General features: G+C 33.3%; 21 protein-coding genes and 1 tRNA gene. 15 read left to right on the top strand and 7 right to left on the bottom strand.

Annotated elements, in window-relative coordinates:
* The first annotated feature begins 171 nt into the window (after nucleotides 1–171).
* From porW to U5A88_RS01465, 14 genes are all read left to right on the top strand, one after another.
* A complete protein-coding gene (porW, locus tag U5A88_RS01530; RefSeq protein ID WP_451963464.1) occupies nucleotides 172–2,370 on the top strand; it encodes a type IX secretion system periplasmic lipoprotein PorW/SprE in 2,199 nt (732 codons plus the stop codon).
* 87 nt (nucleotides 2,371–2,457) lie between these two features.
* Entirely contained in the window at nucleotides 2,458–2,901 is a 444-nt protein-coding gene (locus U5A88_RS01525) for a bactofilin family protein (RefSeq protein WP_354203277.1), read from the top strand.
* Nucleotides 2,825–3,100, top strand: coding sequence for an AtpZ/AtpI family protein (locus U5A88_RS01520; RefSeq protein ID WP_354203276.1), 276 nt, complete (start codon nucleotides 2,825–2,827; stop codon nucleotides 3,098–3,100). Before U5A88_RS01525 ends, U5A88_RS01520 begins: the two co-directional genes overlap by 77 nt.
* Entirely contained in the window at nucleotides 3,101–3,496 is a 396-nt protein-coding gene (locus U5A88_RS01515; RefSeq protein WP_354203275.1) for a hypothetical protein, read from the top strand. It begins immediately after the preceding gene.
* 116 nt (nucleotides 3,497–3,612) lie between these two features.
* On the top strand, nucleotides 3,613–4,692 hold the full coding sequence (gene atpB / locus U5A88_RS01510; RefSeq protein ID WP_354208105.1) for a F0F1 ATP synthase subunit A: 1,080 nt from the start codon (nucleotides 3,613–3,615) through the stop codon (nucleotides 4,690–4,692).
* Nucleotides 4,693–4,757: 65 nt separating this feature from the next.
* Nucleotides 4,758–4,964, top strand: coding sequence for an ATP synthase F0 subunit C (atpE, locus tag U5A88_RS01505; RefSeq protein ID WP_117882232.1), 207 nt, complete (start codon nucleotides 4,758–4,760; stop codon nucleotides 4,962–4,964).
* 70 nt (nucleotides 4,965–5,034) lie between these two features.
* Nucleotides 5,035–5,529, top strand: a complete 495-nt coding sequence (locus U5A88_RS01500; RefSeq protein ID WP_354203274.1) for a F0F1 ATP synthase subunit B — start codon at nucleotides 5,035–5,037, stop codon at nucleotides 5,527–5,529.
* 3 nt (nucleotides 5,530–5,532) lie between these two features.
* Nucleotides 5,533–6,087, top strand: a complete 555-nt coding sequence (gene atpH, locus U5A88_RS01495; protein ID WP_354203273.1) for an ATP synthase F1 subunit delta — start codon at nucleotides 5,533–5,535, stop codon at nucleotides 6,085–6,087.
* Nucleotides 6,088–6,101: 14 nt separating this feature from the next.
* Nucleotides 6,102–7,679, top strand: a complete 1,578-nt coding sequence (gene atpA, locus U5A88_RS01490; protein WP_354203272.1) for a F0F1 ATP synthase subunit alpha — start codon at nucleotides 6,102–6,104, stop codon at nucleotides 7,677–7,679.
* Between the two features lie 6 nt (nucleotides 7,680–7,685).
* A complete protein-coding gene (atpG, locus tag U5A88_RS01485; RefSeq protein ID WP_354203271.1) occupies nucleotides 7,686–8,546 on the top strand; it encodes an ATP synthase F1 subunit gamma in 861 nt (286 codons plus the stop codon).
* Between the two features lie 146 nt (nucleotides 8,547–8,692).
* On the top strand, nucleotides 8,693–9,631 hold the full coding sequence (locus tag U5A88_RS01480) for a 2-hydroxyacid dehydrogenase (protein WP_354203270.1): 939 nt from the start codon (nucleotides 8,693–8,695) through the stop codon (nucleotides 9,629–9,631).
* A gap of 30 nt (nucleotides 9,632–9,661) precedes the next feature.
* A complete protein-coding gene (locus tag U5A88_RS01475; RefSeq protein ID WP_354203269.1) occupies nucleotides 9,662–10,117 on the top strand; it encodes a DUF1801 domain-containing protein in 456 nt (151 codons plus the stop codon).
* Nucleotides 10,118–10,120: 3 nt separating this feature from the next.
* Nucleotides 10,121–10,507 carry a VOC family protein gene (locus U5A88_RS01470; protein WP_354203268.1) on the top strand — a complete coding sequence of 129 codons (387 nt, stop codon included), beginning with the start codon at nucleotides 10,121–10,123 and terminating at the stop codon, nucleotides 10,505–10,507.
* Between the two features lie 29 nt (nucleotides 10,508–10,536).
* Nucleotides 10,537–11,301: a sulfite exporter TauE/SafE family protein gene (locus tag U5A88_RS01465; RefSeq protein WP_354203267.1), complete on the top strand. Its 765-nt coding sequence runs from the start codon at nucleotides 10,537–10,539 to the stop codon at nucleotides 11,299–11,301.
* A gap of 5 nt (nucleotides 11,302–11,306) precedes the next feature.
* On the opposite strand, the gene U5A88_RS01460 is transcribed toward U5A88_RS01465, so the two are convergent.
* Both U5A88_RS01460 and U5A88_RS01455 read right to left on the bottom strand, forming a co-directional pair.
* Entirely contained in the window at nucleotides 11,307–12,065 is a 759-nt protein-coding gene (locus U5A88_RS01460) for a zinc-dependent peptidase (RefSeq protein WP_354203266.1), read from the bottom strand.
* 140 nt (nucleotides 12,066–12,205) lie between these two features.
* Nucleotides 12,206–12,622 (bottom strand): CBS domain-containing protein, encoded by a 417-nt coding sequence (locus U5A88_RS01455; protein ID WP_354203265.1) that lies wholly within the window; start codon nucleotides 12,620–12,622, stop codon nucleotides 12,206–12,208.
* 135 nt (nucleotides 12,623–12,757) lie between these two features.
* Between U5A88_RS01455 and U5A88_RS01450 the strand changes: the two genes are divergently transcribed.
* A complete protein-coding gene (locus U5A88_RS01450; RefSeq protein WP_354203264.1) occupies nucleotides 12,758–15,790 on the top strand; it encodes an aminotransferase class III-fold pyridoxal phosphate-dependent enzyme in 3,033 nt (1,010 codons plus the stop codon).
* Between the two features lie 6 nt (nucleotides 15,791–15,796).
* On the opposite strand, the gene U5A88_RS01445 is transcribed toward U5A88_RS01450, so the two are convergent.
* From U5A88_RS01445 to ftsA, 5 genes are all read right to left on the bottom strand, one after another.
* The gene (locus U5A88_RS01445) at nucleotides 15,797–16,840 is read right to left on the bottom strand and encodes a Gfo/Idh/MocA family oxidoreductase (RefSeq protein WP_354203263.1); all 1,044 of its coding nucleotides are present in this window, start codon (nucleotides 16,838–16,840) and stop codon (nucleotides 15,797–15,799) included.
* 144 nt (nucleotides 16,841–16,984) lie between these two features.
* Nucleotides 16,985–17,058 (bottom strand) — tRNA-Arg (locus U5A88_RS01440).
* 23 nt (nucleotides 17,059–17,081) lie between these two features.
* Nucleotides 17,082–17,531: a GatB/YqeY domain-containing protein gene (locus U5A88_RS01435; protein ID WP_354203262.1), complete on the bottom strand. Its 450-nt coding sequence runs from the start codon at nucleotides 17,529–17,531 to the stop codon at nucleotides 17,082–17,084.
* A gap of 112 nt (nucleotides 17,532–17,643) precedes the next feature.
* Nucleotides 17,644–19,518 carry a cell division protein FtsZ gene (gene ftsZ, locus U5A88_RS01430; RefSeq protein ID WP_354203261.1) on the bottom strand — a complete coding sequence of 625 codons (1,875 nt, stop codon included), beginning with the start codon at nucleotides 19,516–19,518 and terminating at the stop codon, nucleotides 17,644–17,646.
* Nucleotides 19,519–19,652: 134 nt separating this feature from the next.
* Nucleotides 19,653–20,966: a cell division protein FtsA gene (gene ftsA, locus U5A88_RS01425; protein WP_354203260.1), complete on the bottom strand. Its 1,314-nt coding sequence runs from the start codon at nucleotides 20,964–20,966 to the stop codon at nucleotides 19,653–19,655.
* Nucleotides 20,967–20,969 lie beyond the last annotated feature (3 nt).

Below are 20,969 nucleotides of genomic sequence, written 5' to 3'. Positions count from 1 at the left end.
CCTCCATAAGGGAGGGCTTTTCAATAATGACCATTTTTTGATAAATTAAATCTATTTTCAATTTTTCAATTACTTCATACAATAAACCTCAAAATTTTTAGTTACACTACTAGACAAATCTAGATTTTGATTAAAAAGTTTTTCCTCTGGCTTTTCCTTAGTGCGTTTTTAGTGTTATTTTTTAGTTGCTCAACTAAAAAAAACAATATTGTTAGTAGAAACATGCACGCACTTTCTACCAAGTATAATGTTTTGTACAATGGTCAAGTAGCCTTTGACCAGGCTAAACTGCAATTAGACGATGATTATGCTGATAATTTTTGGGAACTCTTACCTATTGAACCTTTAAAAATTGAAGAGGAACAAGTGGAAATTATCATAAACCCTACAGCACCTCCAAAAGACAATAATGAAGACACAGAAAGTACCGCAACTGGTTTTGACCGTGCCGAAGAAAAAGCGGTAAAAGCCATTCAAAAACATGGAATGGATATTGACGGCAAAGAACGTAACCGTCAAATTGACGATGCGTATTTGTTGTTGGGTAAATCGAGGTATTATTCGCAACGCTTTGTGCCAGCTCTTGAAGCTTTTAATTTTGTCCTCGAAAATTATACTGAAAACGATTTAAAAGACGAAACCCGGGTTTGGCAAGCCAAAACATTGGTTCGTTTACAAAATGAAGAACTGGCTATTGAAACCCTACAATATTTATTAAAAAATCTAAACTTACCGTTAGAATTGGTTGAAGATGGTCATACCACAATGGCAATGGCATATCAAGCTTTAGACAGTTCGCATTTAGTAATAAAGCATTTGGATAGTGCAGTATTATTTTCAGTCGATCCTAAACAAAAATCTCGTAACCTATTTATTTTAGGTCAGTTATACAGAAACGAACAAAAAAGAGATTCGTCAAACATCTATTTTGAAAAATTGATGAGTTTTAAAAAGGCTCCGTTACGCTATCAAGTCCATGCTGAAATAGACAGGGCAAAAAACTACACTAAAGAAGATAGTACAGAACTGATTTTAACCCGATTAAAAAAGTTAATTAAAAATAGGGATAATAGACCCTTTTTAGATGAACTACATTATCAAAAAGGACTAATAGAAGCTCAAAATGACAGTATTAAAATTGCTTTAGATGATTTTGAAAAATCGTTGAGAACTCCTAATGCAAAGAAATATCAAAAAGAATTAACTTATGAAGCTATTGGCAATATTTATTTTGACAAAGCTAAATTTGAATTGGCTGGTGCTTACTATGATAGTATAATTGCCATAACCAAAAATGCAAATGAAAAACGCATAAGACGTCTAGTTAGAAAACGTGAAAGTCTGGAAGAAGTAATCACTTACGAAACTTTAGCAAACACGAATGATAGTATTTTGAAAATTGCCGCTTTGCCAAAAGCTGAACAAGAAGCATTCTATCAACAATACATTGACAGTATTAAAAAAGTGGATGAATTGGCTAAAATAAAATTGGAAAACTCACTTACGAGCACAACAGGATTTGGTAACTTAACCGACGATACTTCAAAAAGCGGGTCTAAAGGAGGTAAATTTTATTTTTATAATAACAATGTTGTTGGATTTGGTAAACAAGAATTTAAAAGAGCTTGGGGCAATAGAGCCTTAGAAGACAATTGGCGTATTTCTGCTAAAAAGATAAGCAGTCAAGATACCAAAAAGAAAGAATTGTTAGCAATAGCAAATGATTTTGACAGCTCTAAAAAGTATGAGCTAGATTATTATATTAGTAGAATACCTACAGAAAAAAGTGAATTGGACAGTATAACTCATTTGCGTAACGACGCCTATTACAACTTGGGTGTTATTTACAATGAACAGTTTAAAGAATATCTATTAGCTGCCGAACGATTAGAAAAATTATTGACTTTTAAACCAGTTGAAAAATTAATTCTTCCAATAAATTATCATTTGTACAAAATTTATGCTAATTTTGATGAGACAAAAAGTAATAAATACAAAAATGTAGTCGTTTCTAATTATCCAGAATCTAGGTATGCTAATATTATCCTAAATCCTGATAAAGTGTTGGCTACCAACGATATTAATTCGCCCGAGGCTATTTATAACTCTATCTATTGTGATTATGATTTTCAACATTATGTTGAAGCCTATCAAAAAGCAGAAAAGGCAATTGAGCAGTTCAAGGACGAACCTATTATACCAAAGTTTGAGTTGTTAAAGGCTCATATTTTAATGAAAACTATCGGGGCTGAAGCGTTTAAAGAAGCCTTAAGTTATGTTGCTTTAAGTTATCCAAATACTGAAGAAGGCAAACGTGCTGTTGAAATCTTAGAAAATTTTGATAGTAACAAAGCAAATTCAGAAAAATAGTACCTGCTAAGAAAAGAAAATTTTATTACTCCCCTACAAGTGATAAAAAGTTAAAAAAACGGAGTGTAAATTAAAAAATTTGAAATTATGTTTTCTGAAAAAAAGACAAACCCAGGACAAGTATTAGAACGGAATATTATTGGTAAAAACTCCTCGTTTGTAGGTGATATTAAATCTGATGGTGATTTTAGAATTGATGGTAACGTTAAAGGCACTATTAAAACCTCAGGCAGGGTTGTTATTGGTAAAGAAGGTTTAGTTGATGGTACAATAGATTGTAGTAATGCCGATATTGAAGGTAAATTCTCTGGCAATTTAAATGTTGACGAATTATTATCTTTAAAAGCAACGGCCACTATTAATGGTGAAGTTGTGCTAGGAAAACTTTCTGTTGAGCCCGGTGCTAATTTTAATGCTTCTTGTAACATGAAAGGCAATATAAAAGCACTTAGAAATGAGCAGCAACAACGAAACCAACAACAGCAACAACGAAATCAAGAACAACAACGAAAAGCCGAAAAAACAGCTTAACACCTACGCAAGATATTCTGGTATAGCCATACAAATGTTTGCTATTATTGGTATTGGTTCATTTGCTGGTGTAAAACTGGATGAACTTTATCCAAACAAACACAATATATATACAATTATATTATCTTTGGTCTCTGTTTTAATTTCAATCTACTTTGTAATTAGACAAATAACCTCGGCTTCTAAAGATGATAATTAAATGAATTCCATTTTTAAGAAAAGACAAAGTTCTTTTTTAATAAAGCTATTGTTTTTTACAATAGTAATTTTTGCTATACATAGCTATTTATTTCATTACTTTGTTGAAAGTATCTATTTCTTTCCATTATGGCAAATTTATGCGTTTCATGTCTTAATAACTTTTGCTATTTACGGTATAGTTAACTACAAACATTCTGAAGGCAAAACACAGGTTTTTAATACCTTTATGGTAACTACTTTGCTAAAAATGATAATTGCCATTTTATTTTTACTCCCATTACTACTTTCAGACTTTGAAAACAAAAAACCTGATGTATTCAATTTCTTTATTCCTTATTTTTGCTTTTTAGCCTTTGAAGTGTATTTTATTAGCAATTTATTGAATAATAAATAACAATTTTTCTTCTAAACATTTACCTAAAATTTATAATTAAATATTGTTTGCCATTTAATTAAATGTCCGTACATTTGCACGGAATTTTAAGAGACATTTTTTTAATTGAATACGTAATGCAAATCAATACCTTTAGAATTTTTTTACTAGCACTATTATTCTCTGTTTCACTTAACGGATTTGCTTCTGCTGAAGAAAAAACTAGCGACGAAAAGTTTGATCCTAAAGAAATGATTATGCATCACGTAAAAGATGCTCATGGCTTTCACCTTTGGGATTGGAACGGTCACCCAGTTTCCATTTCACTTCCCGTAATTTTATGGACAGATAATGGCTTAACAACATTTATGTCTTCAGAATTTCATCATGACTATTCTGGCAAGCACATTGTAGAAAAGAATGGTCAAAAATTTGTAAATCTTCACGAAAAAATTTATCAGTTAAATGATGGCGAAACTTCAGTTACTTTTGATGCTGAACACCATCCTACAAATGCCTCGAAACCTTTAGACTTTTCTATAACCAGAAATGTATTCATGATGTGGGTTTCCGTATTGGTTTTACTACTTATTTTTATTGGTGCAGCTAGACGTTATAAAAAATCAGAAAATTTTGTACCAAAAGGTATTGCCAGTTTTGTTGAGCCTTTAGTGGTTTTTGTAAGAGATGAAATTGCAGTACCCATGATTGGCGAAAAAACTTATAAAAGATATATGCCTTATTTATTAACCATCTTCTTCTTTGTTTGGATTAATAATATATTTGGTTTAATACCTATTATAAATGGAGCAAACGTTAGTGGTAATATTGCCTTTACGTTTACCTTAGCACTATTTACATTTATAATAACAACATTGGTAGGTAATAAAAACTATTGGAAACATATTTTTTGGATGCCGGGCGTACCTGTGCCCATGAAAATTTTTCTTATGCCAATAGAAATTATTGGAATGTTGGTAAAACCAATCTCTTTAATGATACGTTTGTTTGCTAACATTACTGCAGGTCATATCATTATATTAGCATTAATGTCCTTAATTTTTGTATTTAAATCAATGGCGGTAGCACCTGTTTCCGTTGCTTTTGCATTATTTATTACAGTTATTGAAATTATCGTAACGGCTATACAAGCCTATATATTTACAGTATTGTCTGCCCTTTATTTTGGGATGGCAACAGAAGAAGAACATCATTAATCATTAATAATTAATTTTAAATATTTTAAACTATGAGTTTAGCATTATTACAAGCCACCGAAGCTATGGACGTAGGATCTATCGCAGCTATTGGAGCTGGTTTAGCGGCTATTGGAGCTGGTATCGGTATTGGTAAAATTGGAGGGCAAGCGATGGAAGCCATGGCACGTCAACCAGAAATGCATGGAAAGATTCAATCTTCTGCTTTAATTTTAGCTGCCTTCGTTGAGGCGGTTGCGTTATTTGCGGTGGTAGTATCATTTCTTAAGTAAAAAGAAATAAAAGTGTAACGGTTGGTTACACTTTTATTTTTTGTTTAAAATTAATACAAAAAAATAGAATATGGATTTAGTAACTCCCGGATTTGGACTCGTTTTTTGGACTGGTATAACCTTTCTTATTTTATTGTTTCTTCTTAGAAAGTTTGCTTGGAAACCTATTTTAGGTGCAGTAAGCGAAAGAGAGGATTCTATAAAAAATGCATTATTAGAAGCTGATAAAGCCCGTCAGGAAATGCAAAATTTAAAATCTGACAATGAAAAAATTTTAAAGGAAGCCCGTGCAGAAAGAGATGCCATGCTTAAGGAAGCCAGAGAGATGAAAAATAATGTAATCTCAGAAGCAAAAGATGAAGCCAAAGCACAAGCCAATAAAATTATTGAGCAGGCTAAAAGTACAATTCAAAACGAAAAACTAGCTGCAATAACTGATTTAAAAAATCAAGTAGCAGATCTTTCTATAGACATCGCAGAAAAAGTATTAAAAGAACAACTTTCTAACAAAGACAAACAAGAAAAATTGGTAGAAAGCATGTTGACTGAAGTAAAATTGAATTAACAGATGAAAGAATCTAGAGCTGCGATAAGATATGCCAAAGCGGTTTTAAGTCTATCCTTAGACTTAAGAAATGCTGATACCATAAATGATGATATGCATTCTATCGCCAATACCATTGAAGGCAGTAAAGAATTGCAAGTGATGTTGAGTAGTCCTATTATCAAAATAAAGGTTAAAAAAGCTGCCCTGTTATCAATATTTAAAAATCTTAATACAACATCAATAAGCTTAATAGATCAACTAATTGACAATAAAAGATTACCCATATTGGCTCAAATTGCAAAACAATATACTCTCATTTATGACCTTCACAAAGGTGCTCAAGTAGCAAAAGTTACTACGGCTGTTCCGTTGACTAAGGCGTTAGAAGAAAAAGTATTGGCTAAAATTAAAGAAATTGTAGGCAAAAAAGTACATATAGAAAATACCATAGACCCATCAATTATTGGTGGGTTTATTTTGCGTGTTGGAGATCAACAGTTTGACGCAAGTATTTCAGGAAAAATAAATAATTTACGTAGGGAATTTGAACATAATCTTTACGTACCAAAGTTTTAATAAAAAATAATTAAATGGCAACAATAAATCCAGCTGAAGTATCAGCAATTTTAAAACAACAATTAGCAGGTTTTGATGGTAAGGCATCTTTAGATGAAGTAGGTACCGTATTACAAATAGGTGATGGTATTGCACGTGTTTACGGTCTAGCCAACGTACAGTATGGTGAATTGGTTGAATTCGAAGGCGGATTGGAAGGTATGGTATTGAACCTAGAAGAAGACAATGTTGGTGTTGTATTATTAGGAGACTCAACCGAAATTAAAGAAGGTGCCACTGTTAAACGTACGGAAAGAATATCATCATTACGTGTAGGAGAAGGTATTGTGGGAAGAGTTGTAAACACTTTAGGTGAGCCCATTGACGGAAAAGGACCAATTACGGGTAAAACTTATGAAATGCCTTTAGAGCGTAAAGCTCCAGGTGTAATTTATCGTGAGCCTGTTACTGAACCGTTACAAACTGGTATCAAAGCTATTGACGCTATGATTCCCGTGGGTAGAGGTCAACGTGAATTGATTATTGGTGACCGTCAAACAGGTAAATCAACTGTTGCTTTAGATACCATTTTAAATCAAAAAGAATTTTATGACGCAGGTGAGCCGGTATATTGTATCTATGTTGCTATAGGTCAAAAAGGATCAAACGTTGCAGCTATCGCCAGTATGTTTGAAGAACGTGGTGCATTGGCTTATACAACTATTGTAGCCGCAAATGCTTCTGACCCAGCACCTATGCAAGTATATGCTCCAATGGCAGGTGCTGCTATTGGTGAATATTTTAGAGATACCGGTCGTCCGGCATTAATTATATATGATGATTTATCTAAACAAGCAGTAGCTTATCGTGAGATTTCGTTGTTGTTAAGAAGACCCCCAGGTCGTGAAGCATACCCAGGTGATGTATTTTATTTACACTCAAGATTACTAGAACGTTCAGCAAAGATCATTAATGATGATACTATTGCTCAGCAAATGAACGATGTACCTGATTCTATAAAAGATTTAGTAAAAGGTGGTGGTTCTTTAACCGCATTACCAATTATTGAAACACAGGCTGGTGACGTATCAGCATATATTCCAACAAACGTAATTTCGATTACGGACGGACAAATATTTTTAGAATCTGATTTATTTAACTCCGGTGTAAGACCAGCGATTAATGTAGGTATTTCTGTATCTCGTGTGGGTGGTAATGCTCAAATTAAATCAATGAAAAAAGTAGCGGGTACTTTGAAGTTAGACCAAGCTCAATATCGTGAATTAGAAGCTTTTGCAAAATTTGGTTCTGATTTAGATGCTGCTACGATGAATGTAATTGAAAAAGGTAAGCGAAATGTTGAGATTCTAAAACAGGCTCAAAACGATCCTTTTACAGTTGAAGATCAAGTAGCAATTATTTATGCAGGGTCTAAAAACTTGCTGAGAGATGTTCCCGTAGAGAAAGTAAAAGAATTTGAAAAAGAGTTTTTACATTATTTAAATGCAAAACACAGAGACACATTAGACACTCTAAAATCAGGTAAATTAACTGATGAGGCACTTGCTGTATTAGAAAATACTGCTAAAGAATTATCTGCGAAGTATAATTAAAATTAAATGGCAAATTTAAAAGAAATACGAAACAGAATTACATCTATTGGTTCAACCATGCAGATTACCAGTGCCATGAAAATGGTATCTGCCGCTAAGTTGAAAAAAGCACAAGATGCAATTACTGCTATGCGTCCTTATTCTAATAAATTGACGGAACTATTGCAAAGCTTGAGTGCTACTTTAGAGGGTGATGTGGGAAGCGTTTATGCTCAAAATAGAGAGGTAAACAATGTTCTTTTGGTTGTGATAACTTCCAACAGAGGGCTTTGTGGTGCGTTCAATTCTTCAGTTATTAAAAAAGCCTTGGATATTATACATACCACCTATACCAATCAAAAAGTAGATATCGTAACTATCGGCAAAAAAGCAAACGATTTACTATCAAAAAAGCATAATGTAATTGCTAATAATAGTGAGTTGTATGACGAATTAACTTTTGAAAATACGGCAAAAATTGCTGAATCTTTAATGGAACAATATGCCGACGGTTCTTATGATAGAATTGAAATTGTATATAATCGATTTAAAAACGCTGCCACTCAAATTACCACAAACGAACAGTTTTTGCCGATTGTGGCTGAAACAAGTGATAATAATGTGAATTTAGATTATATTTTCGAACCTTCTAAAATAGAAATTATTGAAGGTTTAATTCCTAAATCATTAAAAACACAATTGTACAAAGCGGTACGTGATTCTTTTGCTTCAGAGCACGGAGCACGAATGACCGCTATGCACAAAGCAACTGATAACGCTACTGAGTTGCGTGATGATTTATTGTTAACTTATAACAAAGCACGTCAAGCTGCTATTACAAACGAGATTTTAGAAATTGTTGGTGGAGCGGAGGCATTAAACAATTAAAAGCCCAGCCCTTCCCAAAGGGATGAACCGTTGTAGCAATTAATAAATAAAAACACCCAAAGATTTAATATCTTTGGGTGTTTTATATTATGAAGACCTCATAGGTTTTATAAAACCTGTGAGGTCTAAAATTCACTTAAACTTAAATGAAAATACTTTTTTTAGACAGTAACCATCCCATACTAAAAAAGAGTTTAGAAAACTTGGGGTTTACCTGTGATGAAGACTTCACTTCACCCAAAAAAAGTATTGAAGAAAAAATTAAAGACTACCAAGGTTTAATTATTCGAAGTCGTTTTACTATTGATAAAACATTTATAGACAGCACCAAAAATTTAAAATTTATTGCTCGTGTAGGTGCTGGTCTGGAAAATATTGATACAGAATATGCCAAGTCGAAAAATATTGAGCTTATTGCAGCACCAGAAGGGAATAGAAATGCCGTTGGGGAACATACGCTGGGCATGTTACTCTCATTATTTAACAAACTCAATAAAGCCGATAAAGAAGTAAGAGAAGGGAAATGGCTTAGAGAAGCGAATCGCGGACTAGAATTAGACGGAAAAACTATTGGTATAATAGGTTACGGTAATATGGGAAAATCCTTTGCCAAAAAACTACGAGGATTTAACGTTGAAGTGCTTTGTTATGATATAAAACCAAACGTGGGTGATGAAAATGCAACTCAAGTCGGATTAAAAGTACTGCAACAAAAAGCCGATGTTATAAGTTTGCACACTCCACAAACACCGTTAACTATTAATATAATAAATGCAGAATTTATCAATGCCTTTGCCAAACCGTTTTGGCTTATCAATACCGCTAGGGGCAAAAACGTGGTGACAGCTGATTTGGTAGATGCCTTAAAGTCGAGCAAAATTTTGGGAGCTGGACTGGACGTGTTGGAATACGAAAAATCATCTTTTGAGGATTTATTTACGGAAAACAAAATGCCTGATGCCTTTCAATATTTGATAAAAGCAGAGAATGTAATTCTATCGCCACATGTGGCTGGCTGGACAACAGAGAGCCATAAAAAACTTGCCCAAACTATAGTTGATAAGGTAAAAGCAAAATTTTCTTAACTTGTTGCCTGTATATTTAAGCGATACTTTATGCAATACAAAGCAACATCGGTCGACGATTATATCGATCAAATACCAGAAGAAAGACAAGAGCCAGTTAAAAAACTAAGAAAAACAATTTTAGAAAACCTCCCCAAAGGGTTTGAAGAAGGTATTAATTACAGTATGATTGGATATTATGTACCCCATTCCAAATATCCGGATGGATACCATTGCGACCCAAAGCTGCCTTTACCCTTTATGAATGTAGCTTCGCAAAAAAACTCCATTAATTTGTATCATAGTGGAATTTATGCTAAAAAAGAATTGTTGGATTGGTTTGTAAGTGAATATCCCAAACATTGTAAACGAAAATTAGATATGGGTAAAAGTTGTATTCGTTTTAAAAAAATAGATGAAATTCCTTATGAGCTCATCGAAGAGTTAGTTAAAAAAATGACAGCTGATGAGTGGATAGAAATTTATGAAAAAGTTATAAAAAAATAAAATATGAAAAAACGAGTAACAGGTATTGGAGGTCTATTTTTTAAAACTGAAGATCCCACAGCGACAAAAGATTGGTATAAAAAACATTTAGGCTTTAATACAGACCAATGGGGTTGTACTTTTTGGTGGAAAGACGAAGAAGGCAATAAATGTTCCACACAATGGAGTCCTTTTAAAAAAGATACTAATTATTTTGAGCCTTCCAAAAAAGATTTTATGTTCAATTATAGAGTAGAAAATTTAGTTGAACTTTTAGAGGCTTTAAAAAAAGAAGGTGTTACCGTTATTGACAAATTTGAGGAATATGAATATGGAAAGTTCGGTTGGATAGTAGATTTAGATGGTAATAAAATTGAGCTTTGGGAACCAATAGATGCCGCTTTTTTATAAACTGAACCGTTACAGAACCTAATCGGTTAATGACCTATCTCGATATATTAAACTCATACAACTTATCCACATTACAATGGATATCAGTATTGTTAGCCGTCTTTTTGCTAGGACTGTCAAAATCTGGCATCAAAGGTATTGGTATTCTAATTGTTGTCATTTTAGCTTTTGTTTTCGGTGAAAAGGCCTCAACTGGAATATTATTGCCTATGCTAATTGTTGCGGACATTTTTGCCGTAATTTATTATAATAGGCATGCTCAATGGAAATATATTATAAAATTAATGCCATGGATGATTGTTGGTGTCTTGGTTGGCGTTTGGGTGGGTAATGACATTTCTGAGGTTTTATTTAAAAGGCTTATGGCAATAATTATAATTGCCTCGGTATTAATTCTGTTCTATACAGAAAAAAGAAAATCATCAACAATCCCGACGCACATTGCTTTTTCAAGCTCTGCTGGCTTCTTAGCAGGATTTACAACAATGATAGGAAATTTAGCTGGACCAATTTCTAACATATACTTCCTCGCCATAAAATTACCTAAGAATGAATTTATTGGTACAGCAGCGTGGTTATTTTTTATTATTAATGTATTTAAATTACCCTTTCATTTTTTTGTATGGAAAACGGTGAGCAAAGAAACATTAATAGTCAATTCAGTTCTTATCCCTGCAGTAATTTTAGGCTTTTTCATGGGTGTATTAATAGTCAAAAAAATATCGAACCTTAATTATAGAAGATTTATTTTAATTGTTACTACGATTGGTGCTTTGGTAATGCTGTTTCGATAAAAAATTTATGCGGAACGCTTCGATGCCATTTTAAGGGTATCTAAATTCATCATTTGCTTTACCATCGTATAGACTTCTGGTAGTTTTTGGTTAAACTCATGCGGAGTTTCAAAAAAGTGTTCTACTACAACCGATAAAAACTCAAACTGATTTCTAAAACCATATTGTCTTAAATAGCCTGATTTTACAATTTTACGTTGTAATTTCTTATCTTTCATTCTATTTAAAAGTGCCTTAAAGTGATCTAAAAACACAACCGAAGTAAAACTCTGCTCTCTTAAAAAACTAAAGTGCATGGCATGTGTTAATTCATGCAAGCCTAGATTTAAATTATTATCTTCAATCTCTATACCATCCATAAAATTATCCCATGAGAAAACTATAGTTCCCAATCTAGGATTGGTTTCTCCCTGGTGACGCTTATTGGTAACTTTAGAAAGGTAATTTTTAGGATAAATAACTATATTTTCGAATTGAGAAAATAAGTATCTCCTCATACCAAAAGTGAGCATTACAGCAGTAGAAGCAATTAAAAGTTCCATTTTTTTGGTAATCACTACCCCATCTCTACCTATAAAATTATGAGCATCAATAAATTTTAAAACTCTGTGTTCAAAATAGCGTTTATCTATAGTAGATAAATTATTATAAAAGCTGAAATTTTCGGCAATCATAGCCCTTTGTGCTCCATACATAACATTAGGGAACATAACGTAACGGGTCAAATTAGTTGACCCAAACACTAGGCTTACAAGTTCTATCAAAATAGGTGTTTTAAATAGCAATTTTCTTTTTTAACCGACTCCCAAAAGAGAATCAGCTTTTAAAGATTACTTTCTTTTCTAGTGCTATAATACAACTATTTTGCCAAAATGGGACTATTTTTTTGAGTTTTTTATATTTTTTAGCATCTTTCTACTAAATAATTTAACAAATCAGTAGTGGTGACTATACCAACTATTTGCTGATTTTCAACAACAGGAAGAGCATGAAACTCTTTATTTGCCAAAAGCGAAGCTACATCTTTAATAGAAGTGTCTGGAGAAACTTTTACTGGGTTACTAGCCATAATCTGTGCTACCGAAAGCATACTATAAATAGAGTCATCAATTGATTGTTCGTCGTCATAATTATCAGCAAAGCTAATTCTTGACAAGTCGGTTAAACTTAACATACCAACTATTTTATCATTTTCTATAACAGGGACATGTCTTATATTATATTTTCTTAGCAATTTGTCCGCTTCAGGCAATTTCTCGTTTTTGTCAATGGTAATTACATTTTTAGTCATAATTTTGGATACAGGCTCTTTATTTTTCATGATACTTCAGCTTTAAGGTTTCGATAGTTAAATTTCATAAAAAAAAAGCTAACCTAATATGATAAATATCAGGAATGTTTACTCTTGAATTTAATAACTATATTTGTTATGAGCGTAAGCTAATTAAAGATTTGAATGAGCAGTAATAAAATGAAAACAACTACTCAAGAAGCTGAAAAAATACTTCTAGAATATTTTACTGTCATTGGAAAAGCAACTTCCCTTCCAGGTGAAATCGATCTAAATTTTAAAATTAATATTGAGGGCAAACCATTATATATTCTAAAAATTTCTCGCCCTAACGATAATAATGAGCGGCTTGATTTTCAACAAAAATTGCTTGAACATCTTGCTATAAGTAATAATTCTCTCATTGCTCCAAAAGTTATTAAAGACAAATCTGGAAATTCTATTGCTGAATATACGGATGACTCTGGAAATAAAAGAAAAGTTCGGCTTTTATCTTGGATATCCGGAAGATTGTGGAGTAGTGTAAATCCAAAATTGGATAGTTTACGCTATAATTTAGGAAAACATTGTGGTTTACTAACCAAAACCCTGTTTAATTTTAAACACCCTGAAGCCCATTTTAATTTTGACTGGGACATTTCACAATCTCTTTGGACGAAAAAATACCTTCATCTATTTAATGATGATGAAAAGCAAATTATCATTAGTTTTCAAAATAAATTTGAAAACCATAAATCTGAATACGATAAGCTCCGTAAAAGCATAGTTCATAACGATGCTAACGATAATAATATTATTGTAACACAAGAGTTAATCAGCCCAAAAGTAAAAGCTTTAATAGATTACGGAGACGCAATTTACACACAGACCATTAACGATCTAGCTGTGACTTGTGCATATGCAGTAATGGAATACAATGATCCGTTGGATGCTATACTTCCTATTATTAAAGGCTACCATAATGAATTTCCATTATTAGAAAACGAACTTGAGTATTTATATAGTGCCATTGCTATGCGATTGGTAATTTCGGTTACAAAATCAGCAATTAATAAAGTTAAAGAACCTGACAATGCATATCTGCTGATTAGTGAAAAACCTGCCTGGGAATTACTTAAAAAATGGCACGTACTTAATGCCGATTTTGCACATTATAGTTTTAGAGCAGCTTGTGGATTTACGGCACACCCCAAGGAAAATTTACTTAAAGAATCGATGCAACAACAAAATTTTAAGTTGTCCCATTTATTTCCAACAGTTAATCTAAATAAGATTCATCACCTTGATTTAAGCGTTTCCAGTAAATGGATTGGACATCAAAACGATTTTAATGACTTAGATTTATTTCAATTTAAAATTGACAGACTTCAACAGAAACATCCCGACAAAATTATTGCAGGTGGTTATTTAGAACCAAGACCCATATACACTTCAACAGCTTATGACAAAGTAGGAAACCACGGTAAAGAAAGTAGAAGTATCCATTTAGGTGTTGATTTTTGGCTACCAGCCCAAACCCCTGTCCATGCTTTTATTGATAGCGAGGTCGTATTCGCCGTTAACGATTCTGGCAATAAAGAATATGGTGGTTTAGTGGTATTAAAACATCAGCTTAAAGCATTTACTTTTTATTCGTTATACGGTCATTTAACTGTTGAAAGTGCAACAAAAAATGTAGTTGGCAATACGATTAAAAAAGGGGGGCTTATTGGAAAGCTAGGCAATTATCCCGAAAACGGAAATTGGGCTCCCCATCTCCATTTTCAGTTGATGCTATCATTGCTCGATTACAATGACGATTTTCCAGGAGTAGCTTATTACAGACAAATCGAAGTATGGAAAAGTATTTGTCCAGACCCTAATTCACTCATAAAATCTAACATACTTCAGCAAAAATCAACAACTGTTAATGACGATTTAATAATTTTTAGAAAAAAGCATTTAGGCAAAAGTTTAAGTCTTCAATACAAAAACCCTTTAAAAATAGTAAGAGGTAGAGGTCAATATTTAATGGACGAATTTGGTCGTAATTATTTAGACACAGTAAACAATGTAGCACATGTTGGTCATGAGCATCCTAAGGTAGTAAAAGCAGGACAAGAACAAATGGCGGTGCTAAACACCAATACGCGTTATTTACATGAAAATATAAATACTTTAGCAAAGGAATTACTAGAAACTTTACCATCCGAATTAAGCGTTATACATTTTGTAAACTCGGGAAGTGAAGCTAATGAATTAGCTATAAGAATGGTAAAGGCGAATACCAACTCGCAAGATATTATAGCTTCTGAAGTAGGTTATCATGGCAGTTCAAATACCTGTGTTTCTATTTCTTCTTATAAATTTGATGGTAAAGGTGGAAAAGGAAAACCTGAACATACACACATCATTCCCTTACCTGATTCTTTTAGAGGGAAATATAGAGGAATGGATACAGGTAAGAAATATGCTGAAGAAGTTCATAAACAGATAGATACCATTCACAAAAAAGGTCGAAATGTTGGGGCTTTTATTATTGAGCCTATAATTAGCTGTGGTGGACAAATAGAATTACCCGATGGATTTTTAGATAAATCGTATAAAATGGTACGCAGAGCTGGTGGCCTATGTATATCTGACGAAGTGCAAACGGGTTGTGGCAGAATGGGTAAAACCTTTTGGGGCTTTCAATTACATAATGCTATACCAGATATTGTAACTATAGGCAAACCTTTAGGTAACGGGCATCCTGTTGCGGCAGTTGTCTGCACCCAAGAAGTAGCCAAAAAGTTTGCAAATGGCATGGAATACTTTAATACTTTTGGTGGCAACCCAGTTTCTTGTGCAATCGCAACAGAAGTATTGAGAACAGTTAAAAGGGAAAAATTGCAAGAAAATGCCTTATCGGTTGGAATTTTTTTAAAGTCTGAACTAAAAAAACTATCAAAGCAATTTCCAATTATTGGTAATGTACGCGGACAAGGATTATTTTTGGGAATTGAATTCGTTGATGCAAATCTGAATCCCCTACCCAATCAAACGGAATATTTGGTCAATAGAATGAAAGATCATGGTATTTTAATGAGTTCGGACGGACCAGACCATAATGTATTAAAAATAAAACCGCCTTTGGTTTTTACAAAAGAAAACGCAGAGGAATTGTTAGATTATCTCTCTAAAATATTGACTGAAGATTTCTTATTAGATATAATATAATTCATGCTAAAATTGGATAACTTTTTTATCTTTATTGCTTTGGATTGCTGCTTCAATTACCTCAATAACCTGTTTTCCTTCATAAGCAGAAACTGGTACTGGCATATCATTTCTGATAGCATTATACATACCATCAAAATAGGTCATATAATTTCCTTTTTCAGTAGTAACCAATTCTTTTACCGATTTCCCATTTCTCATAATGTGAAGCAATCCCCTTTCGGTCTCTGGTTCTATCCCCCATCCTTCTGTATTAGGCTTTATACCTTTTTGGAGTTCAGCTTCTTGAATGTCAGCTTGAGTTTTAATAAAGGATCCTTTAGTACCATGAATACTATAGGCAGGAAGTGGCTCTCGAACAAAATAACTCGACTTTAAAATAACATAATGTGACTGGTAAAACAATTTTACATCAAAATAATCATGAACTTTTGAGTTTTTACGAAAACTATCCAAACTAGCAAAAACAGCAGTTGGCATTCCGAATAATTGTAAGGCCTGGTCGACTAAATGAGACCCTAAATCATATAAATTACCAACACCCACAGTGGGTATTTCTTTGTGCTGTTTGTAACTTAATTCAGGTACAAACCGGTCAAAATGAAATTCGGCTTCTACTATATCACCAAGTACACCTTCGTTTATTACCCTCTTGACAGTTTTAAAATCACTAGTAAATCTTCTATTCTGATACACTGAAATTTTTAAGTTACTCTTTTGGGCTAGTGTAATCAATTCTTGAGCTTCTTTAGAAGTAACTGTGAAAGGTTTTTCTACTACAACATGTTTTCCTGCTTTAATGACTTTTTTCGTAAAATCGTAATGCGTTATGTTAGGCGTATTAACGATTATTAATTCAATGGCATCATCTTGTAACAATTCATCTAAAGTTCGAAAAGTTTTGATATTAGGATATTTGTCTTGAGCGATATTTTTAGTACGCTCCAAAACTCCATATAAATTAAATTTCGGGTTAAGCTCAACAAATGGTGCGTGGAATATTTGTCCGCTCATTCCGAAAGAACATATAGCTGTATTTATAGTTTTCATTAAGGTTTATTAGTATTTAGACAATACTTTTATATATATTGATTGATTATATTTTCAAATAATTCTTGTTTACCGCTTTAAAAAAGCCCATAAATTAAAATGCTTAAGTAAACTTGTCATTTTAATTTATGGGCTTTTTATTCGTGACCCCGACAGGATTCAAACCTGTAACCCTCAGAGCCGAAATCTGATATTCTATTCAGTTGAACTACGGGGCCTTTTATACTATTCTGTTTGCCAATTAGCTTAACAACGATTTTACCACATTTGAAATTGTTTTTCCATCTGCCTTGCCTGCTAATTGTTTAGATGCCATACCCATTACTTTTCCCATATCTTTCATAGAAGTAGCTCCAGTTTTAGAAACGATTTCAGCAATAACTTTTTTTAGGTCTTCCTCGTTCATTTGTTCAGGCAAAAATTGCTCTATTACGGCAACCTGTGCCAGTTCTGGTTCAGCTAAATCCGTTCTACCTTGCTCTTGATAAAGCGTTGCACTATCTCTACGTTGTTTTACCAGTTTTTGTAAAAGTTTTAACTCTTCAGCTTCAGTTAGATCTTGCTTAGCACCAGATTCTGTTTGAGCCAATAATATAGCTGATTTTATAGCTCTTAAAGATTCTAAAGCAACAGTGTCTTTTGCTTTCATAGCTTCTTTAAGTTTTCCCATTACTTTACCTTGTAAACTCATTTTTTAAAAATTTGTTATCTACAAAGATAGAAAACAAGCATTAGAATCACATTAAAAAACCCAAAACAATTTTTACATTGTTTTGGGTTTTACAAACAAAACTAAATACTAATTAATCCACATTATCATGCAAATACGAATTATTAGAACGCAACTGAATATCATCATTATCATCTGGACTTAATGATATTCTAGATTTATTTTCTGTAGGTTCCGAAGATGGTTCAACATCATCTAAATCTACACCCATTCTTTTATAGGCGGGTTTGGTTTGATATTCTTCATTATTACTTGGTCTATTGGTAAACCTATAATTAAAATCCTTCATTTTCTTTCTCCTATCACTTGCTCTCTTCTGCAATTCTTCGATTGTTAGGCTTAATGGAGATTCTTCATCATCTCGTATACTGTCATTTGGTATGTTCTCCTTTTCAACCCTAACATTAAATGCCAATTCCTCATCTTTAACCTCCTCTATTGGTTTATTACTTTTTTTTTCATCATCAACCATAAAGTTCTCTAAGCCATGTTTTATTTTCCCATCAGCCGTTATGGTTGGTTCAATAAATTCAGGCTCTACAACTTCAATATCTCTAATACTTGTAACCTTTAGAGAATGCTTTATAACTTCATCTTCATTGCTCGCTACTTCAGTTTTTCTTTTGGGAGTCAACGGGAGGTCAAATGTTAACATTCCCTGTGTCTCAGTAACTGTCTCTTCTTTGAGTTCTTCGTTAACTACTTGATTTATTACAAATTCGTCTAGAGAGTCATCACCGTTAACTTCGTCATAAACAACATCCATTTCATTAATAGTTTCTAGACTAGTCTCAACATTACTTGTCTCCGGTTCAAATTCATCAATTGTTTCATCTTCATCTAGCTCCAATGTATGTTTAACTATTGGTTGATTAGGGCTTAATTTCGCGGCAGGTTCATTATATGGTTGAGATGGTTCTAAATCATGAACAATTTTTGGAGCCTCAGTATGCGAAATTTCCATCTGTTGCTCCTTATTAAAACCCGTGGCGACGATAGTTACAGCTATAGATTCACCTAATTCAACATCTTCACCAACACCCATAATAATATCTACATTGCTCTTCGCTTCGCTCTGAATATAATCGTTAATTTCACCTATTTCATCAATAGTAATTTCAGTTGTACCAGACACTATTAACAACAGTACATTTTTGGCTCCTGTAATCTTATTATCGTTTAATAATGGAGAATCTAACGCTTTTGTAATAGCTTCTTGAGCCCTATTCTGACCTGTAGCTATTGCAGAACCCATAATGGCAGTACCGCTATTAGACAATACTGTTTTAGCATCTTTTAAGTCAATATTCTGTGTATAATGATGTGTAATTACCTCAGCTATACCCATTGCCGCTGTTGATAATACTTCATCTGCTTTAGAGAATCCCGCTTTAAATCCTAAGTTTCCGTAAACTTCTCTTAGTTTGTTATTATTGATAACAACTAAAGAGTCTATATGTTTACTCAATTTCTCAATCCCTTTTTGAGCCTGTTCATTTCGCATTTTCCCTTCAAAAGAAAAAGGTATAGTTACTATCCCAACAGTAAGTAAATCCATTTCTTTTGCAGCCTTTGCAATAATTGGTGCTGCTCCTGTACCTGTACCACCGCCCATACCCACAGTAATAAATACCATCTTTGCACGTGTACTAAGCATAGCTTTGATATCATCTAGGCTTTCTATTGCAGCCTCTTCACCTACTTCAGGGTTGGCTCCTGCCCCTAGACCCTCAGTTAAGGAAACGCCTAATTGTATTTTAGTAGTTACTGGGCTATTGTGCAAGGCTTGTTCATCTGTGTTACAAACCACAAAATCGATACCAGCAACTCCTTTTTTGAACATGTGATTAACAGCATTACTTCCACCACCGCCTACGCCAATTACTTTAATTACACTTGATTGGTTTTTTGGTAAATCGAATGCAAGATTTTCAAATTCAGTACTCATAGTTTTGTTTTTTTGGGATATTATATTCTTATTCTTTTGATCGTATTTTTTTGATATTTATTCCAGCCGCTTTGGCTGGCCTTTCATTCAAAAGGTAAGTCGTTACCTTTTTCTTTCTATCATATCCTATTCTCCTATTCAGCATTGTCTAAAAATTCTCTAAACTTATCTGCCCATTTTTCAAAAATCGACTTTCTATCAACTTTTTCGATACGGCTCGATTTTTTATCTTTAGCAAGTTGTTGTTCTGCTACTTTTTTATTCTTAGACTTTTTTATTTCGTTTTTCTTTTCATCTAAACCTTTCATTAACAGACCTACAGCTGTAGCAAAAGCTGGGCTTGACAAATCAATATCAGTGCTTCCTGCCAAGTGCTCATTTGGGTAACCTATTCTGGTATCCATACCTGTTATATACTCTACCAATTGCTTTATATGCTTTAGTTCACCACCACCTCCAGTTAAGACAATTCCCGCTATTAATTTCTTTTTTGTCTCTTCATGACCGTAATTCTTAATCTCTAAATAGACCTGCTCAATAATTTCTACCACACGGGCATGAATTATTTTTGAAAGATTTTTTAAGGTAATTTCTTTCGGCTCTCTACCTCGTAATCCAGGGATGGAAACAATTTCATTTTCTTTGTTTTCACCAGGCCATGCAGATCCAAATTTAGTTTTTAGCAGTTCTGCCTGTTTCTCTATAATAGAACAGCCTTCTTTTATATCTTCGGTAATTACATTACCTCCAAAAGGAATAACAGCTGTATGCCTAATAATGCCGTCTTTAAAAATTGCCAAATCAGTTGTACCTCCACCTATATCTATTAACGCAACTCCAGCTTCTTTTTCTTCTTGACTCAATACCGCTTCTGACGAAGCCAAAGGCTCTAAAGTAATATTAGATAGTTCCAGTCCAGCACTTTTAATACATCTACCTACATTTCTGATAGATGAAACTTGGCCTACAACCACATGGAAATTAGCCTCTAATCTACCTCCATACATTCCTATGGGAGCTTTTATTTCAGCTTGACCGTCAACTTTATAGTCTTGCGGTAACACATGAATTATCTCCTCACCGGGCAGCATTACCAGTTTATGAACCTGATTGATTAATTTTTCTATATCAGACTCATCAATTACTTTTTCCGAATTAGGTCTTGTTATATAATCGCTATGATGTAAACTACGAATATGCTGACCAGCAATACCTACTACAACGTCTTCAATTTTATGATTAGAAACACTCTCCGCTTCTTCAACAGCTTGTTGAATAGACTGTATGGTCTGAGTAATATTATTTACCACACCACGGTGCACACCCATACTTTTCGCCTTACCCATACCTAGTATCTCCAATTTTCCAAACTCATTGGTCTTACCAATTATGGCAACAATTTTTGTTGTTCCAATATCTAGTCCTACGGCTATATTATCTTGTTCCATAAT

It is taken from the genome of Aureibaculum sp. 2308TA14-22 (genome assembly GCF_040538665.1).
In the GTDB taxonomy this organism is placed as follows: Bacteria; Bacteroidota; Bacteroidia; order Flavobacteriales; family Flavobacteriaceae; genus Aureibaculum.
Note: the sequence above shows the minus strand (reverse complement) of the source record. Positions and strands in the feature narration are given on the sequence as shown.

What these genes read in the sequence shown, in the direction of transcription:
- atpH (WP_354203273.1), top strand. Translation starts at nt 5,533, where the DNA reads ATGAAAGAATCTAGAGCTGCGATAAGATATGCCAAAGCGGTTTTAAGT.
- U5A88_RS01445 (WP_354203263.1), bottom strand. Translation starts at nt 16,840, where the DNA reads ATGAAAACTATAAATACAGCTATATGTTCTTTCGGAATGAGCGGACAA.
- U5A88_RS01525 (WP_354203277.1), top strand. Translation starts at nt 2,458, where the DNA reads ATGTTTTCTGAAAAAAAGACAAACCCAGGACAAGTATTAGAACGGAAT.
- atpA (WP_354203272.1), top strand. Translation starts at nt 6,102, where the DNA reads ATGGCAACAATAAATCCAGCTGAAGTATCAGCAATTTTAAAACAACAA.
- U5A88_RS01465 (WP_354203267.1), top strand. Translation starts at nt 10,537, where the DNA reads ATGACCTATCTCGATATATTAAACTCATACAACTTATCCACATTACAA.
- U5A88_RS01470 (WP_354203268.1), top strand. Translation starts at nt 10,121, where the DNA reads ATGAAAAAACGAGTAACAGGTATTGGAGGTCTATTTTTTAAAACTGAA.
- U5A88_RS01500 (WP_354203274.1), top strand. Translation starts at nt 5,035, where the DNA reads ATGGATTTAGTAACTCCCGGATTTGGACTCGTTTTTTGGACTGGTATA.
- ftsZ (WP_354203261.1), bottom strand. Translation starts at nt 19,518, where the DNA reads ATGAGTACTGAATTTGAAAATCTTGCATTCGATTTACCAAAAAACCAA.
- U5A88_RS01475 (WP_354203269.1), top strand. Translation starts at nt 9,662, where the DNA reads ATGCAATACAAAGCAACATCGGTCGACGATTATATCGATCAAATACCA.
- U5A88_RS01520 (WP_354203276.1), top strand. Translation starts at nt 2,825, where the DNA reads ATGAGCAGCAACAACGAAACCAACAACAGCAACAACGAAATCAAGAAC.
- U5A88_RS01435 (WP_354203262.1), bottom strand. Translation starts at nt 17,531, where the DNA reads ATGAGTTTACAAGGTAAAGTAATGGGAAAACTTAAAGAAGCTATGAAA.
- U5A88_RS01455 (WP_354203265.1), bottom strand. Translation starts at nt 12,622, where the DNA reads ATGAAAAATAAAGAGCCTGTATCCAAAATTATGACTAAAAATGTAATT.
- U5A88_RS01515 (WP_354203275.1), top strand. Translation starts at nt 3,101, where the DNA reads ATGAATTCCATTTTTAAGAAAAGACAAAGTTCTTTTTTAATAAAGCTA.
- U5A88_RS01480 (WP_354203270.1), top strand. Translation starts at nt 8,693, where the DNA reads ATGAAAATACTTTTTTTAGACAGTAACCATCCCATACTAAAAAAGAGT.
- atpG (WP_354203271.1), top strand. Translation starts at nt 7,686, where the DNA reads ATGGCAAATTTAAAAGAAATACGAAACAGAATTACATCTATTGGTTCA.
- ftsA (WP_354203260.1), bottom strand. Translation starts at nt 20,966, where the DNA reads ATGGAACAAGATAATATAGCCGTAGGACTAGATATTGGAACAACAAAA.
- U5A88_RS01450 (WP_354203264.1), top strand. Translation starts at nt 12,758, where the DNA reads ATGAGCAGTAATAAAATGAAAACAACTACTCAAGAAGCTGAAAAAATA.
- atpE (WP_117882232.1), top strand. Translation starts at nt 4,758, where the DNA reads ATGGACGTAGGATCTATCGCAGCTATTGGAGCTGGTTTAGCGGCTATT.
- atpB (WP_354208105.1), top strand. Translation starts at nt 3,613, where the DNA reads ATGCAAATCAATACCTTTAGAATTTTTTTACTAGCACTATTATTCTCT.